We start from the raw sequence: 15,667 nt of genomic DNA on the forward strand, positions 1-15,667 counted from the left end.
CACATCGGAGGAAATTGCAGACATGACAGTATTCCTGCTGAGCAACAGGTCGAGCCATACTACCGGGCAGATCATTTATGTTGATGGCGGTTATACGCATTTAGACAGATCCTTATAATAATATATACTTAATTCAAGATTGAATGGCCTTAACTTCAACCGCTGCTCCTGTTGCTGCAGCCTCCCGAAACAACAAAAATTACCTGTTCCCCCTTATTTTGGTAACGAGCCTGTTTTTTTTATGGGGATTGGCTTACGGGCTGCTGGATGTACTTAACAAGCATTTCCAGGATGCAATGAATGTAACAAAAGCAAGGTCAACCCTGTTACAGGCGGCCTATTTTGGCGCATATTTTCTTATTGCCCTTCCCGCCGGTATTTTTATGAATAAGTACGGGTATAAGAAAGGCATTATCCTTGGCTTGCTATTGTATGCAACGGGTGCATTTCTTTTTTTCCCATCGGCACAAATGGCCAGTTTCGATTTTTTTTTATTAGCCCTTTTTATACTGGCCTCGGGGCTAACCTGTTTGGAAACAGCCGCAAATCCCTATGTAACCGTATTGGGTAAACCCGAAACGTCTGAATTCCGCCTCAATTTATCGCAATGCTTCAACGGTGTAGGCTCTTTTATCGGTCCGATCATTGCAGCGAACGTATTTTTTAATGATGATCCGGGATCGAACAGCGGCAACCTCGATTCCGTAAAACTGGTATACGTTATCATTGCCATAGTTGTTTTATTTATTGCTGTATTGTTCTGGAGAACTTATTTACCTGAAATTAAAGAAAGCGAAATTGTTTCTGATAAGCTGCAGGATGAAAAACCTTTGTTCAAGCACACGCATTTTGTATATGGCGTTATTGCACAATTTTTTTACGTGGCAGCGCAGGTAGGCATAGCCGCTCTTTTTATAAATTATTGTACCGAGGCAAAAAATGAAATTGACAATGCGAAAGCCGCTTATCTGCTTTCTATCAGTTTACTGCTTTTCACCATCGGCAGGTTTGTAGGCACGGCACTCATGCGAAAGATCGCCCCCAATAAGCTGCTTACCATTTTTGCCCTGATCAATATCGTGCTTTGCATAATGGTGGTTTGGGGTAAAGACTGGCTGTCGGTATATTCTCTGATGGCTGTTTTCTTTTTTGAATCCATTATGTTTCCCACCATTTTTGCTTTGGGCGTTAAAGACCTGGGGCATCATACCAAAAAAGGCTCATCATTTCAGATCATGTCTATTGTGGGCGGAGCGCTGATGCCTTATTTTATGGGATTGCTGTCGGAAAAAGGCACGGCGCAGGCATATATTATCCCATTGTTTTGCTTCATTGTGGTAGCATGGTATGGCTGGAAGGGATATAAAATAAAGAGAACATAAAAAAACAAAGTGTTACAAGTTGCAGGTTACAGGGAAGCCTCGTTAATTATTCAATCAGTCAGCTTTGCTCATCAATCAGATAGCGCAGCTTCAATGTGAAACGTGAAATACTTCTTTTTCACCTCTGCTCTCTCACTTTTCACGAAATATACAGACATCCTTACCCGACGTAATGCCAGCTTTTAATTCGTTTTCCCTTTATCCTTGTTTTTCCTGATCTGTGGCCTCGGCTGGTTCTGTTGCTGCGGCGGGCGTGGGGTATTTCTGGCATTACCGCGGTTTCTGTCTTGCTGATCTCTTTGCTCTCTTTGTCTGAATTTCCTTCGCTTGTCATTTTTTTCCAAACTGCGCAGGCTGATCTGTCCCACTACATCCACAAAATCGGGCTCTACCTCTTTGGGCCTGCTGCTCACCAGTTCTTCTGCTTGCAATGCTTCGGGTTTTACACCCCTTCCATTCATTTCTTTTATTTTGCGTACTGTAACAATAGAAAGCGGATATTGCTTGTTGCTGTCGGGCAATATATACCACATGAGGTTGCGGAAAATATCTTTCTTAATAAGCAATGCATTTCCTTTAGCCGTTTCTAATATATCGGCATTATCCGGGAAGCCCTGAAGGGCGTCTAAATAAGTATCCAGTTCATAGTTCAAACAACATTTCAGGCGTCCGCATTGTCCGCTTAATTTGGTTTGATTGATGCTCAGGTTCTGATACCGGGCCGCAATAGTGGTAACGCTCTTAAAGCTGGTAAGCCAGGTACTGCAGCAGAGCTCGCGTCCGCAACTGCCTATTCCTCCTACTTTCCCCGCCTCCTGCCTTGCACCGATCTGCTTCATTTCTACCTTTACCTTGAACTCGGAAGCATATACTTTTATCAGTTCTCTGAAATCAACGCGGCCGTCTGCGGTATAAAAAAAAGTGGCTTTTCTCCCATCTGCCTGGAATTCTACTTCCGCAAGTTTCATCTCTAATTTCAATTGCCTGGCAATGGATCGTGCGCGCATCAATGCCTCCGGCTCGCGGGACTTGTTCTGCTTCATCAGCTCAAGGTCCCGGTCACCTGCCCTGCGCAGTATTCTTTTTATTTCGGGATTGTTTTCATCAACGCCTTTCTTTTTCAGTTGCAGGCGCACCAGCTCTCCCGAAAGACTCACTTCACCCGTATCAAAGCCGCTAACGCCCTCCACGGTTACCATATCGCCTTTTTCATAGCGTTGAACGGTACTGTTGCGGTAAAAATCTTTCCTGCTGCCATTATTAAAGGAAACTTCTACAATGCGGCATGAACTGGCTTCATCAGACAGGGGAAGATTGGTTAACCAATCGTGAACATTCATGCGGTTACAACTGCCTGTGCCGCACCCTCCGTTACTTTTACATCCATTGGGCTTGCCCCCGGTGTTGGTTCCACAACTACTACAACTCATATTTCGGCATATATTAAATAGTTAATAATAATGCCTGAATAAAGGAATGATGTTACAGTGAATAAATATGCACTATTATCCTGTTGAGGAACAACCTGCTGCAGGCGCCTTTATAAATAAATCATTATACGACTTACGCATAACAACCGAAACCAGAATAACTATATTGAAATAAAATAAACGCTTTTCAATACTTTCAATCACGCTCACAAATTCTGTAACATTATATATATAGAATCCCTTTTCAGGACATTTATACCAAAAATAGCAAAATGTTGCCAAATCTGAACGATTAAAATAAAGAGCAATGGCAAAAAAGGATTTCATCTGACACACTTTCATATCTTACGGTCTTACATGTTTTACCATCTTACATGTCTTACGATCTTACCCGTCTTACAATCTTACACGTCTTACGATCTTACCCGTCTTACGATCTTACCCGTCTTACAACCTGCGGTGCTGCAAGATTGTAAAATGGCAAGAAAGTAAAATGGTAAGAAGGTAAAATGGTCACGACAATATTGCCTGTAATACGGGAAGGGATTTCATAACGCCAAAATCCTGTATATGTAGGGCATAAAATTGTAATATGGATTCAAGCATTCTTCTCCTCGCTGCCGGCGATAGAACGGTATAACGCAATTCTTCTGGCTGCATTACTTTTAAGAGTTGTGATACTGCAGCGCTTGCCGGTTCTTCCAGATAATAAGGATGTTCAGGGAGATGCTTCACAAATCCTCCTTCACGCAGATCAAGTATATTACCGGATAGCGTGTAGTCGTCCCTTATGCCGAAACCAAAAAATGAAGTAAGCTTCAGCGCAAAAAACAATGGATAAGCAGCAGTAACTTTTGTATCTGCTTTATCTAATTGTATATATGCATCCTCTATAAAATCAAACAGGTTGGGGTTGTGCTCAGGTTGCCTGATCGTTTTTTGCAGGAGCTCTGTCATAAACAGGGCAACCATATTTTTAGGTATACTAAAAAAAATATCCCGGTATAGATAATGCCATCTTGCCTCCTTTATTCGCTGAAGATTTTTTAAGTCATTGTGATACACTTCCATTGCCAGTATGCAGGCCGGCTGGAACAAATTGTTTTTTACGGTAGTTTTTTTAGACGTCCGTATACCATTCACGATATAAGACTGCAACCCGAACAATTCGGTATACAGCGAAACGATCATTGATGTTTCGCCATAGGAAACAGTGCGCAATACAATGCCTTTTGTGGTGTGAACCATGCCAGTGAATGATGAAAGGCATAAAGCTAAGACAGAAAAGTGGTAAGTAGTGAGTAGTGAGTAGTAAGCAGTAAGTGGTGAGCGGTAAGACAACTCACAGCCGATAGCTGAAAGACTGACCGGCCTCGCAGCATTCAAAAAAATCCCCATCCCCCCACAAAAAATAAGTTTCTTTGCATTTTTCGTAAAATTCAATAACACTATCATGTGGCAAAAGCTCGGCCGGTTTGTATTACGTTTTCGTTTGGTTCTGTTGATCGCATTGTTCACTACCACGGCTTTTATGCTATACCACGCATTGCAGGTGCAAATCAGTTACGAATTTGTGCGTACCATTCCCGTTGACAATCCGCTATATAAGCAATATCTGGCATTTAAAAAGCAATTTGGTGATGATGGTAATATGCTGGTAATCGGCTGCAAAACGGATAGCCTGTTTGAAGAAAAGGTGTTTAATGATTATGCAACGCTGTGCAAAAAGCTGAAGGAAACAGATAAGGTGGAAGGCGTGCTGAGTGTGCCCGGCGCTGTTAACCTCGTAAAAAACGACAGTACTCAAAAGCTGAAAGTAAAGGCGGTATTCCCGGCACAAAGCAGCTCTCAGCAAAGCCTCGACAGTAATGTTACTGTATTTTATTCTCTTCCCTTTTATAAAGGATTGCTGTATAATCCGCAAACAAAAGCCTACCTGATAGGCGTACGGATAAATAAAGATGTGCTGGGCTCCAAAGCACGGGAAAAAGTAGTAGCACAGATCGAAGGATTGGTATACAGCTTTGGCAAACAGCATAATATTGAAATGCACATCAGCGGGCTTCCGCTTATACGAACCAATATGGCCATTAAGGTGGAAAAGGAAATGCGTTGGTTCCTTATTGGTTCTGTTTTGATCTCGGCAATAATTCTTATGCTGTTTTTCAGGTCAGTAAGCTCTACCGTGCTGTCGTTGGGTGTGGTTATAACGGGTGTGATCTGGAGCATGGGCATTATGCACCTCTTTCATTACAACATCAGCCTGTTAACGGCATTAATACCACCGCTTATTGTGGTAATCGGCATACCCAATTGCATTTATTTTCTCAATAAGTATCATACGGCATGGCTGGATACAGGCGAAAAAAACAAAGCACTGGTGGAAATGATCAGCCGCATGGGTATAGTAACCCTGTTTTGTAATATCTCTGCAGCTATTGGCTTTGCAGTATTTGCTTTAACCAGAAGTGCCATACTGAAAGAGTTCGGCATGGTGGCCGGCATCAGCATAATGGCTATATTTTTTATTTCACTGGCTGCTATTCCGGCAGTACTGAGCTATTTGCCTTCACCCAGGCCAAAACATGTAAAATATCTGGAAACCAGGTGGCTCGATAATGTGCTCACCCGTATTGAAAGATGGGTGTTTAACCATACGAAAACTATTTATATTGTTACCGGTCTGGTTATTGTATTTTCCGTTTCGGGAATGCTCAGGCTCGTATCGGTTGGTCATATGGTTGACGATATACCCCAAACCGATAAAATTTACACAGACCTGAAATTCTTTGAAAAGCACTTTGAAGGCATCATGCCTCTGGAGATCATTGTAGACACAAAAAAGAAATACGGCTTTGTTGGAATGAAGGCCCTGGATATTTTTCAAAAAATAGACTCTCTCTCACAGTATATCGCTGCCAAGCCCGAAATGGCCCGCCCGTTATCGCTTGTGGAAGCATTAAAATTTGCCAAACAGGGATTTTACGATGGCGACAGCCTGAATTACGCATTACCCAACGCTTTTGATGGTGCATTTGTAAGCGATTATTTGAGAGTAAAAAAAGATACCGGTAATGCCAGTAGCAATGTTTTTCAACAACTGATGAATGCCTTTATGGACAGCACCCGGCAAAAAACCCGTATCAGCGTTAACATGGCCGATGTTGGCAGCGAGAAGCTCCCGCTCATACTGGCCGATATTAAAAAAAGATCCGACGAGCTTTTTGATTCAACCAGGTTTGATGTACGTTTTACTGGTACAAGCGTTACTTTTTTAGAAGGCAGCCGCTTTATTATCAGTGGATTGCAGGAAAGCATTGTGTGGGCTTTTTTACTGATCGCCCTGTGCATGTTTTATCTCTTTAAATCGGTTCGGATACTGGTCTGTTCATTGGTGCCCAATATCATTCCGTTAATGCTAACGGCCGGTATTATGGGCTGGGCAGGCGTACCGCTTAAACCATCCACCGTATTGATATTCGGTATCGCTTTAGGCATCGCCATCGATGTAACCATCCGGTTTTTGGTGAATTACCGCCAGGAACTGCCAACCAATAATAATATAATAAAGCCTACCATCCTGCAAACGATCCGTCATACCGGCATCAGCATCATTTATACATCGCTGGTACTGATCGCCGGCTTCAGCATTTTCATTTTCAGTGGCTTTGGCGGAACTAAGGCACTGGGCTGGCTTACCTCACTTACCCTCCTCTCCGCTACGGCAACTAACCTGATATTGTTACCCGTATTACTGGTTATTCTGCACCGGACAAAGCCGGTAAAACCATCCACCTGATCTTCTTAAGGTACACCGGCAAAGTTGTATAAACCCCGTTTAAGGCAGGATACCGTCAATTATATATACAGAAAGGATCCTGAAAGCATACCATTCTTGTTGTTATCACTAAACAATGTTAATTAATTTATTATAAATATTTAAAAAATACATGTTTTTAATATTCAATATCTTTCCACTTCCCGTATAAAAAAAAGCAGCAAAACCTTTTTGTTTCTTGTCTGAAACAGTATACAGCGGTTAAAACGAGAGATTTAACAAAAATTTTATGTTTCTCGATTCTCTGTATCTTTGGGCCTTCATTTAAAACAAAAAACATGAGAAAAACTTTATCACTGCTGGCTATGCTATTGCTATGCTCGATAATTGCATGGTCTCAAACAAAAACCTTAACCGGTCGTGTTACAAATGAAATTGGCGACCCGATCCCATTTGCCACAATAAAGATAAAAGGAAGCACGGCGGGAGTTGCCGCCGACCAGGATGGGAATTTTAGCATTATGGTAAGCCCGGATGCCATACTTACTGTGAGCGCTGCAGGCTTTCAGAGCGAAGATATCGCTGTTGGTGACCAGAACACCTTATCCGTTACTTTGGTTTCAGCCTCAAGCCTGCAGGAAGTAGTAGTAACTGCGCTGGGAATTTCAAGAGAAAAGAAGGCCCTGGGGTATGCAACACAAGCTGTTAAGGGAGATGAGCTTGTTCAGGCTGCCAATACTGGTTTTGCCGGAGCTTTACAAGGTAAGGTTTCGGGCGTGCAGATCACGCCATCAAGCGGTATGCCCGGCGCTTCTTCCCTGATCACCATACGTGGTGCACGGTCTTTTACGGGAAACAACACACCGCTGTACGTTATTGACGGGATGCCGGTATCTTCAGACGCAGATATAAGTACCGGTTTCAGCGTTACGGGTACGGATATTGCGAACCGTGCAGTAGATATTGATCCCAATGATATTGCCAGCATTGATATATTAAAAGGGCAGGCGGCATCTGCATTATATGGTATACGCGCTTCCAATGGTGTAATTGTAATTACTACCAAAAGCGGTAAGGGTATACCTAAAGGGAAGGCCCGGATAACTTTTAATACTTCTGTTAGCCTGGACGAGCTTTCCCGCTATCCCGATTTGCAAACGACATATGCCCAGGGCACTGGCGGAAATTACAATCCTACCGCTTCAACATCTTTCGGACCTAAAATAGCCGATCTGCCTGACAATCCAACTTACGGGGGAAATACTACTAATGCCAATACAGACAGAGACGGTATGCATCCCGGTCAGTATTATGTTCCGCAAAGGGCACAGGCAGGACTTGATCCCTGGGTAACTCCGCAGGTATATAACAACATAAAAGCTTTTTTCAATACCGGGGTCATCTATAATAATTCCATTAGTATATTAAATGCTACAGAAAATGGTTCTTACGCTCTTTCACTGGGCAGCGCTAATCAAAAGGGGATAGTGCCACACACCGGCATGAACCGGTATAATGCCAAGTTAGCCGGTGAAACGAAGCTCTCCAGTCATTTTAAAGCAACGTTCAATGGTAATTTTATTAATTCGGATATTGATAAAATGCCTTCAGCCAACGATGGGATAATAGCCACGGTTTATCCGGCTCCCCCAAGCTATGACCTAAAAGGGATCCCCAATCATGCCGAAGGAGATATTTATACTCCCGTGGGATATCGCGGCGGGTCGTTTGTAAACCCGTTCTGGGGAACCGAGCACAATACGTTTAATGAAAAAACAAACAGGTTTTTCGGTAACACGTCTGTTAGCTATTTTACTGACCTGTCGGACAGAAGCAAATTAGATGTAAAATACCAGATAGGTGTAGACGCCTACACAACCAATTACCAGGATATCTGGAGCTATGGATCTCCTTCCCGTAATTCGAGCATAGAAGAATACAGTTACACCAATACGACTTTAAATTCTTTGCTCACGGCAAATTTTAAATGGGATATCAATAATGATTTCAGTCTTAATGCTTTGGTAGGAAATGAAATTGTAAACACAAACACAAAATATGTGTACGCCTTTGGTCAGGACTTCGCTTTTGCCGGCTGGAACCACATGGACAATACAGGGGTAAAGGATGCAACGGAATCCAGTACCCGGCGCAGAACAATCGGGAATTTTGCAAATGTTTCTTTATCATATCTTCAAATGTTATACCTGAGTGTTACCGGGCGCCAGGATATTGTGTCGTCCATGCCAAGCAATAACAGAACATTTTATTATCCCTCCGCCTCTCTGGGCTTTGTATTTACCGAGTTAGAAGGTCTTAATGGTAACTCCTTTTTAAGCTTCGGGAAATTAAGGTTCTCCATAGCCCAGGTAGGCCAGGCAGGCGATTACCTGCAAAACTATTATACCGTTCCCGCATATAGTGGTGGATTTTATTTGATAACACCCATATTATATCCGATCAACGGAACAAAGGCATACATACCCAGCACATTGATATACGATGCCAATTTAAAACCGCAAAACACTACTTCTTACGAAGTGGGCGCCGACCTGAACTTTTTCAATAATTTAATTGAATTGAATTACACATATTCAAGGCAAAATGTAAAAGATCAGATTTTTGATGTGCCGCTGCCGGGATCTACCGGCGCTTCTTCGTATAGAACAAACGGTGGTAAAATCCATACCAATGCGCATGAAGCCACCATCAATATAAATGCGATCAGGCAATCAAATTTAGAATGGAGCATTGGAGCTAACTTTTCAAAAATAGATAACTATGTAGATGAACTGGCTCCGGGTGTTGAAAGCATATTCCTGGGTGGTTTTGTTACACCACAGGTGCGCGCAGGTATCGGTGATAAGTTTCCTGTAATTTATGGCACAACGTATCTGAGAAATGAACAGGGCCAGGTGGTTGTCGGCAATGATGGTATTCCCTTAACCGGTGCACCGGGCGTTATTGCAAGCGCTTCGCCCGATTTTATACTCGGCGCCAACACAAGGTTGCGGTATAAGATGCTTACGCTTACGGCGGTAACAGACTGGAAACAGGGTGGGCAGATGTACAGCGGTACTACCGGTTTGTTTGGTAATTATGGGGTAAGCAAGGAAACTGCAGAAGCAAGGGATAAAAATGCGGCGATGTTTGAAGGAGCGGTTAAAGAAGACGGGAAACCCAATGACATAGTTATTAGCGGAGCGCCGGCGATACAGGCATATTATGCAGCTTTAAACTCAATTGATGAAAGCAGCATAGTGAACGCCTCATTTATGAAACTGAGGGAGCTGGCTTTACGCGTTCAGGCCATTAAAAAGGAAAATTTTGGTTTATCCGTCAGCTTTTTTACGCGCAATATCTTGTTATGGACCAACTCACCCCAATTGGATCCTGAATCCAGCCAGGGGAATAATAATATGGCCGGATCGTTTGAAAGGTTCACTTTGCCACAAACTAAAAGTTTTGGCATGGGACTTAACATACAATTCTAATAAAGTTTAATCTGAAAAATAGATGACGATGAAAAAGACAAAAATATTTGGTCTGTTCTTAATTGTGGCAGGAGCTGTATTGATTACGTCCTGTTCTAAAAAAGAATTAGACAAGATCAATGAAAACAAAAATAACCCTGCAGATGTGCAGGCTAAATTTATCTTAACTGATCTTATGACTTCAACTGCATTTTCAGTTGTGGGAGGAGATATTTCTTTGTATGCGTCTGTATATATTGAGCATGAAGTAGGAGTACATGGTCAACTGTATAATGCAGAAACAAGAACAGGTGAGCCGGTTTCGGCAACAACCTATAATAATACCTGGGGGAGCATTTACAACAATATTAAGGCATTGAAAATTGTAATTGCCAAAACATCGGCTGGCGGAGAGGAAGAGGGAAATGACGTTACCTGCGGTATCGCTAAAGTATTGCTTGCATATAACCTTGGAGTGCTTACTGATTATTTTGGAGATGTTCCTTTTAGTGAATCCGGTCTTATGAACCCCGATGGTTCTCCGGCATTCATGCAACCGGCGATGGATAAACAGTCGGATCTCTATCCTCAAATTCAAACACTCCTGGATGAGGCGATCGTATTACTGGCAGGGTCGGATATGGCCGGCAAAGGTGTCGGCAGCCAGGATCTGATTTATGGTGGCAATAAAGCCAACTGGGCTAAAGCTGCATACGGGCTCAAAGCAAGATACCTGATGCATACCTTAAAGGTGAGCACCGATGCAGAAGGAGACCTGACCAATATCCTCGATTATATTGATCAATCATTTGAAGACGCTTCAGAAGAAATGTCGTTCAGCATTTATGACGGGGACGTAAATGTTAATCCTTTATTTGCATATTCCTATAGCAGGGATGGACTGGGAGCCAGTACCAGCTTACTTACCAAGTTCAAGGACCTGAACGATCCGAGAGGCGAGCAGGCTTTTATGGATTACGATTTCGTTCAGCTCACTTTAGATGAAGTAATGGCAGATGCAGCTCCCAATGGCACTCCGGCCCAGCAGCAGTTTGTATATCCGATTTCTATGGCGGAATATGCCCCCACGCCGCCTACATTGCTCCTGAGTTATCATGAGCTCATGTTCCTGAAAGCGGAAGCGCTTATAAGGCTGGACAGGAGTGAAGAGGCTGAGCCCGTACTGAAAGACGCGGTAATTAATGCTTTTGGAAATTTAGGGCGTTCTTTAAATTCTGCAAACGACTATTGGGGTATCGATGCCGATATTGATTTGTCGGAAGATGTGGCAACAGGTTATTTTAACGATGAAGTATTGCCGCGGTTCACCGCAGATCCTTTGAAAGAAACCATGCTGCAGAAATACCTGGCATTCTACGGAGCTTCCGGAGAAGCCACAGAGGCATATAATGATTACCGCAGATTAAAGGCACTGGGTGAAGACGATTTGATTGAGTTAGCCAACCCGCTTAATACCGACAGGTTCCCTTTAAGGTATACTTACGGCAATTCCGATGTTTCGGCCAATCCCAATGTTAGTACCGCTTATGGAGACGGGCGTTATGTATATACCGAAAACGTGTGGTGGGCAGGAGGTACCCGATAATATTTAAGCGCACTGCAAATAATCGGATAAAATTGTAATGGAAAGAGGCTGTCCTAAAATCACTTTTGAGACAGCCTCTTTTTTGTTTTTGAACCAAATTATTATTGTCGTAGGATTATACTACCACCAGCTCATAAAATTTTTCGGGGTGAAGGTATTTGTTGGCCAGCTCCTGTATCTCTTTGGTGGTAACGCTTTTGATATCATTAACAGACCTCTGAAAATAATCTTCCCCCCATGCATTTAAAATAATGTTCTTCCACCTGCCTATAATATGAAAGGGTCCGTCAAGGTCGCCCAGTATGGTGCCGATAAGATAATTTTTTACCAGCAGTAACTCTTGCTCTGTTACTTTTTTCTCCCGCAATACCTGCATCTCTTTATACACTTCGGCAATAGTGGCTTCACAAACTTCACTGCCGGCTTCTGTGCTGATCATCCAGGCAGTTGCATGCATATGGCTTTGGAAATAGCTGTGTATGCCATACGTATATCCTTTGTCTTCTCTTATATTGCTCATCAGTCTTGAGCCAAAATAACCGCCAAACAGCGTATTCAACACCTGCGCCTTGATAAAATCGGGATGACGGTTGCCCGGAAAATGGCCCGCTATGCGGATAGCACCCTGTATCCCTTCCTTATCGTTTATAATACGGTACTTCCTTTCCGCTGCAGCTTCTGCAACATGTGTTATTTCCGGTGGGTGTGCTTTATTTAAGGGAAGCTTTCCGAAATTTTCATTCAGCAGCTGCTCAATATTAACCGGCAGCTTACCCGCCACAAAGATGCTGCATTGCCCGTTCATGTAATACTGCTCAAAAAACCGGCAAAGCTGGTCGCGCTGCAATGCGTCGTAAGCTATGGTGGAACTATACCGGCCATATGGATGGTGAATGCCAAATAAATATTCATCAATCAAACGGTTGGATACAAAGTCGCACTTCTTAAGGTTAACCTCAAGCTTTTGCTTCATGTTTTGCTTGTAAATATCCAGCTCGGGTTCAGGCATAACGGAACTGGTGATCAGCTCCTGTATAACAGGCAACAATTCAGGCAGATGCTTCGTTAAGCTGTGCAGGCTGATCGAAGCGGTTTCGTTATAACAATTGCGGTTAAGATATGAACCATAATATTCAAAATGCTCGTTAATGTCAAATGCACTTTTTTGCGAAGTGCCATTTTTAAGCATATAATTGGTAGCCATGGCAACCAGGTTTTCACGCTCATACCAGTTGCCGGCGTTGAAAACCAGCTCTAACTGCACTACCTCTTCTGCGCCCGCATCAATGGCGTACACAGCCATTCCGTTATCCAAAGTAAACTTCAGGAAAGGTTTTAATTCAAGTGTATAGTCTATCGCATCCCTGATCCCGGGAGCCAATTGTCTGTTTGCCATGCTTTGTATTTTCCGCTTTAATGATTGCCAAAGTAATACATGGTATTGCTGTTGGCGGGATCAAAAATAATATTGGCTTCCTGCTGTAACCCGGTAGCTGTAGCCAACCGGTATTTGTTTAACTCTTCGTTGATCATATTTGTATCACCAAGAAGCGTATAAAAAGAAAGGCTGCCTGCCCTGCTCATCAGGCTCATGTCTTCAAAAGCGATGAGGCTTTCTGTTTTGTTTTTCACTTTTCGCAATTCCTTTTCTTCAACGGGGGTATCTTTTATTTTTTGCAGCTCAGCTTCTACAGCCTGTTCTGCATCTTCCATTTTAACACCTCTTACCAGTTTGCCCTCAATGGTTACCAGTCCTGCATCTATGCTTCCAAAATGATAACATCCGATATTGCTGAAGATCTGTTTTTCTTTTACCAGCGATTGAAATAACCGGGAGGACCCGCCGCCGCTCAATATTTCGGTAAGCAGGTCTGTTGTGTAATACCTGGGATCCATGCGCGGGTATATATGCCAGCATTTGTAAAATGCATCTACAGGCACATTGGCGTGAACTTCAAGTTTGCGTGCAGTCGTTTGCACTGCTTCCTGCGGAAGATGGCGTATGTATTTCTCTCCTGCCGGGATGTCTCCAAACCATTTTTCGGCAAGCTGCCGTACCTGCACAACAGTAACATGGCCGGCTACCGTAAGTATGGCGTTTACGGGGCGGTAGTGCTTAAAGAAAAACTGCTTAACATTTTGAAGTGAAGCGTTTTCTATATGGCTTAACTCGGCTCCTATCGTCATCCAGCGGTAGGGGTGTGTTTTATACGCCAGTGCACGCATTTTATGCCAAACATCACCATAGGGTTTGTTCAGGTAGTGCTCTTTAAATTCTTCACTTACTACTTTACGCTGCACTTCCAGGCTTTTTTCACCAAAGGCGAGGCTCAGCATCCTGTCGCTTTCCAACCAAAAGGCAGTTTCAATATTTTCGGCAGGTAGCTGGCAATAGTAATTGGTAAGGTCATTGGTGGTATAGGCATTGTTTTCGCCTCCGGCACGTTGTAACGGTTCATCGTACGACGGGATATTAACAGAGCCTCCAAACATCAGGTGCTCAAACAAATGAGCAAATCCTGTTTGTGCGGGGTCCTCATCCCTTGCCCCAACATCATACATTACATTCACAACTGCCATAGGTGTGGAATGGTCTTCATGCACCACAACCCTTAATCCGTTTTGCAGCGCAAACTGTTCAAACTGTATCATATTATAAATTCCTGTAGCTTAAAAGGAATGCAAAATTAGGAGGAATATACGGAAAACGATTTTAAATCAGAGAATGCTGTCTGGCCGGAGTGTAAGAACAAGAAGGCTGTCGTTGCGGTTTACAATAACTTTTATTCTTTGCCCCGGCGCCTGCAAAATATTTTTATAGGTTTGAATATTATTGGAAAGGTTATTGCCCACGCTTACCAAAACATCGCCAACTTTAAACCCGGCTTCTTCGCCCGGTGAGGCCGGTATTACGTCTTCCACCTGTATTCGGCCGTCAATAATGTAAATGCCGAGCCCTGTATACGCATAGTCGAAGGGGCTGCGGTAATGCGAGTTGGGAATGAGGTGTATTTCGCGCTTTGCATAATTAAGGGTTACATTAAAGCGCCGCAGCAGGTCGTTGCCCACCAGTCCGGCGAGATAGGGATATGCTGTAATATTATACACATCTTCAAAAATATACGTAGGTACGTTGCGAAAGCGATAGGGACCGATACGCACTTCCTTTACCGTGGTTAAGCGCATTTCCATTTTGCCTCCCAATCCTTCGGCCTGTGTAAGCAGGGGCTTTTTCTTTGGGTTAAGCACTGCGCTGTCCCTGTTAAAGTCATCCGAGATCAAAAAGCATAAGCCCGCACCGGAATCAAAATAAAACCTCGAATTAAATCTCCTCGCATCCCTGAAGTCGGCCTGCATGACGGGAATGGAAGTAAGCAGCGGCCTTAAAATATAGCCCCCGCGCTTGTATTTGAAATCTCCCTGCGAATACACCGAAAGGAGCAGGTGATCATAATCAAAGTGAACAATATAGCGGCTGAAAAAGCTATATCCTATTATCCCGTCTATCTTCACCCCATATACGCTCGACAGGATTTCATAGTCGTTTACATGAAAATTAAGACTGTCTAATGATAATCCCGGCAAATGAAGGGTTGCATTGTACAGGAAGTTTACCTTGCGGATGCCTGCAATGCCACGGATGGTACGCTCTGAAGGCACTGTGGGAATAGATAAAGCTACTACAGTAGAAGAATCGAGGGAAATGCCACCACTGCCTGTATCCAAAATGAAATTCAGGGTATCGGGGTAGTGGTTTACCCGGGCCTGTACGATCACCACGCCACCGCTGAACTGCTGAAATTTAAACTGGGTGACCAGCTTCGCGGGCTCTTCGGAAAATATTTTTGAACCGGCAACGGTTAGGCGCAGAGGAATAGATGCGGCTACAAATACAAAACAGGCAAATATTATTTTCATATGTAGCTCATAAATTTAATTCTTTTTGTATAGAAAATCCAGCCGTTCGTCATTCATAAACTTAGTATTTTTGCAAATAC

At 43.2% G+C, this 15,667-nt stretch carries 11 protein-coding genes; 5 read left to right on the forward strand and 6 right to left on the reverse strand.

The features are described from left to right. The first annotated feature begins 13 nt into the window (after positions 1-13). Together PLH26_RS12515 and fucP are read left to right on the forward strand one after the other, a co-directional pair. Positions 14-118 carry an SDR family oxidoreductase gene (locus tag PLH26_RS12515; protein ID WP_324586372.1) on the forward strand — a complete coding sequence of 35 codons (105 nt, stop codon included), beginning with the start codon at positions 14-16 and terminating at the stop codon, positions 116-118. A gap of 25 nt (positions 119-143) precedes the next feature. After that, a complete protein-coding gene (fucP, locus tag PLH26_RS12520; RefSeq protein ID WP_324586362.1) occupies positions 144-1,382 on the forward strand; it encodes an L-fucose:H+ symporter permease in 1,239 nt (412 codons plus the stop codon). A gap of 182 nt (positions 1,383-1,564) precedes the next feature. Here the strand turns inward: fucP and PLH26_RS12525 are convergent, their stop codons facing one another. From PLH26_RS12525 to recO, 3 genes are all read right to left on the reverse strand, one after another. Continuing rightward, positions 1,565-2,722 (reverse strand): PSP1 domain-containing protein, encoded by a 1,158-nt coding sequence (locus tag PLH26_RS12525; RefSeq protein WP_324586363.1) that lies wholly within the window; start codon positions 2,720-2,722, stop codon positions 1,565-1,567. 165 nt (positions 2,723-2,887) lie between these two features. Further along, positions 2,888-3,139: a hypothetical protein gene (locus tag PLH26_RS12530; protein ID WP_324586364.1), complete on the reverse strand. Its 252-nt coding sequence runs from the start codon at positions 3,137-3,139 to the stop codon at positions 2,888-2,890. 186 nt (positions 3,140-3,325) lie between these two features. Next, positions 3,326-4,060 carry a DNA repair protein RecO gene (gene recO, locus PLH26_RS12535; RefSeq protein WP_324586365.1) on the reverse strand — a complete coding sequence of 245 codons (735 nt, stop codon included), beginning with the start codon at positions 4,058-4,060 and terminating at the stop codon, positions 3,326-3,328. Positions 4,061-4,265: 205 nt separating this feature from the next. Between recO and PLH26_RS12540 the strand changes: the two genes are divergently transcribed. The 3 genes from PLH26_RS12540 to PLH26_RS12550 all read left to right on the forward strand — a co-directional run bounded on the left by PLH26_RS12540 (position 4,266) and on the right by PLH26_RS12550 (position 11,669). After that, entirely contained in the window at positions 4,266-6,611 is a 2,346-nt protein-coding gene (locus tag PLH26_RS12540) for an efflux RND transporter permease subunit (RefSeq protein ID WP_324586366.1), read from the forward strand. A 317-nt stretch (positions 6,612-6,928) separates the two neighbouring features. After that, on the forward strand, positions 6,929-10,084 hold the full coding sequence (locus PLH26_RS12545) for a SusC/RagA family TonB-linked outer membrane protein (protein WP_324586367.1): 3,156 nt from the start codon (positions 6,929-6,931) through the stop codon (positions 10,082-10,084). Positions 10,085-10,112: 28 nt separating this feature from the next. Next, a complete protein-coding gene (locus PLH26_RS12550; protein WP_324586368.1) occupies positions 10,113-11,669 on the forward strand; it encodes a SusD/RagB family nutrient-binding outer membrane lipoprotein in 1,557 nt (518 codons plus the stop codon). 115 nt (positions 11,670-11,784) lie between these two features. Here PLH26_RS12550 and PLH26_RS12555 read toward each other — a convergent pair whose 3' ends face one another. The 3 genes from PLH26_RS12555 to PLH26_RS12565 all read right to left on the reverse strand — a co-directional run bounded on the left by PLH26_RS12555 (position 11,785) and on the right by PLH26_RS12565 (position 15,587). After that, positions 11,785-13,065 carry a M16 family metallopeptidase gene (locus PLH26_RS12555; protein ID WP_324586369.1) on the reverse strand — a complete coding sequence of 427 codons (1,281 nt, stop codon included), beginning with the start codon at positions 13,063-13,065 and terminating at the stop codon, positions 11,785-11,787. Between the two features lie 17 nt (positions 13,066-13,082). Beyond that, complete coding sequence (locus PLH26_RS12560; RefSeq protein ID WP_324586370.1) at positions 13,083-14,321, reverse strand: M16 family metallopeptidase; 1,239 nt, start codon at positions 14,319-14,321, stop codon at positions 13,083-13,085. Positions 14,322-14,387: 66 nt separating this feature from the next. Next, positions 14,388-15,587 (reverse strand): aspartyl protease family protein, encoded by a 1,200-nt coding sequence (locus PLH26_RS12565; RefSeq protein WP_324586371.1) that lies wholly within the window; start codon positions 15,585-15,587, stop codon positions 14,388-14,390. Positions 15,588-15,667 lie beyond the last annotated feature (80 nt).

Source organism: Agriterribacter sp. (genome assembly GCF_035444585.1).
Lineage (GTDB): Bacteria > Bacteroidota > Bacteroidia > Chitinophagales > Chitinophagaceae > Agriterribacter.

What these genes read in the sequence shown, in the direction of transcription:
- recO (WP_324586365.1), bottom strand. Translation starts at nt 4,060, where the DNA reads ATGGTTCACACCACAAAAGGCATTGTATTGCGCACTGTTTCCTATGGC.
- PLH26_RS12530 (WP_324586364.1), bottom strand. Translation starts at nt 3,139, where the DNA reads ATGAAATCCTTTTTTGCCATTGCTCTTTATTTTAATCGTTCAGATTTG.
- PLH26_RS12550 (WP_324586368.1), top strand. Translation starts at nt 10,113, where the DNA reads ATGAAAAAGACAAAAATATTTGGTCTGTTCTTAATTGTGGCAGGAGCT.
- PLH26_RS12545 (WP_324586367.1), top strand. Translation starts at nt 6,929, where the DNA reads ATGAGAAAAACTTTATCACTGCTGGCTATGCTATTGCTATGCTCGATA.
- PLH26_RS12540 (WP_324586366.1), top strand. Translation starts at nt 4,266, where the DNA reads ATGTGGCAAAAGCTCGGCCGGTTTGTATTACGTTTTCGTTTGGTTCTG.
- PLH26_RS12560 (WP_324586370.1), bottom strand. Translation starts at nt 14,321, where the DNA reads ATGATACAGTTTGAACAGTTTGCGCTGCAAAACGGATTAAGGGTTGTG.
- PLH26_RS12555 (WP_324586369.1), bottom strand. Translation starts at nt 13,065, where the DNA reads ATGGCAAACAGACAATTGGCTCCCGGGATCAGGGATGCGATAGACTAT.
- PLH26_RS12565 (WP_324586371.1), bottom strand. Translation starts at nt 15,587, where the DNA reads ATGAAAATAATATTTGCCTGTTTTGTATTTGTAGCCGCATCTATTCCT.
- PLH26_RS12525 (WP_324586363.1), bottom strand. Translation starts at nt 2,722, where the DNA reads ATGAATGTTCACGATTGGTTAACCAATCTTCCCCTGTCTGATGAAGCC.
- fucP (WP_324586362.1), top strand. Translation starts at nt 144, where the DNA reads ATGGCCTTAACTTCAACCGCTGCTCCTGTTGCTGCAGCCTCCCGAAAC.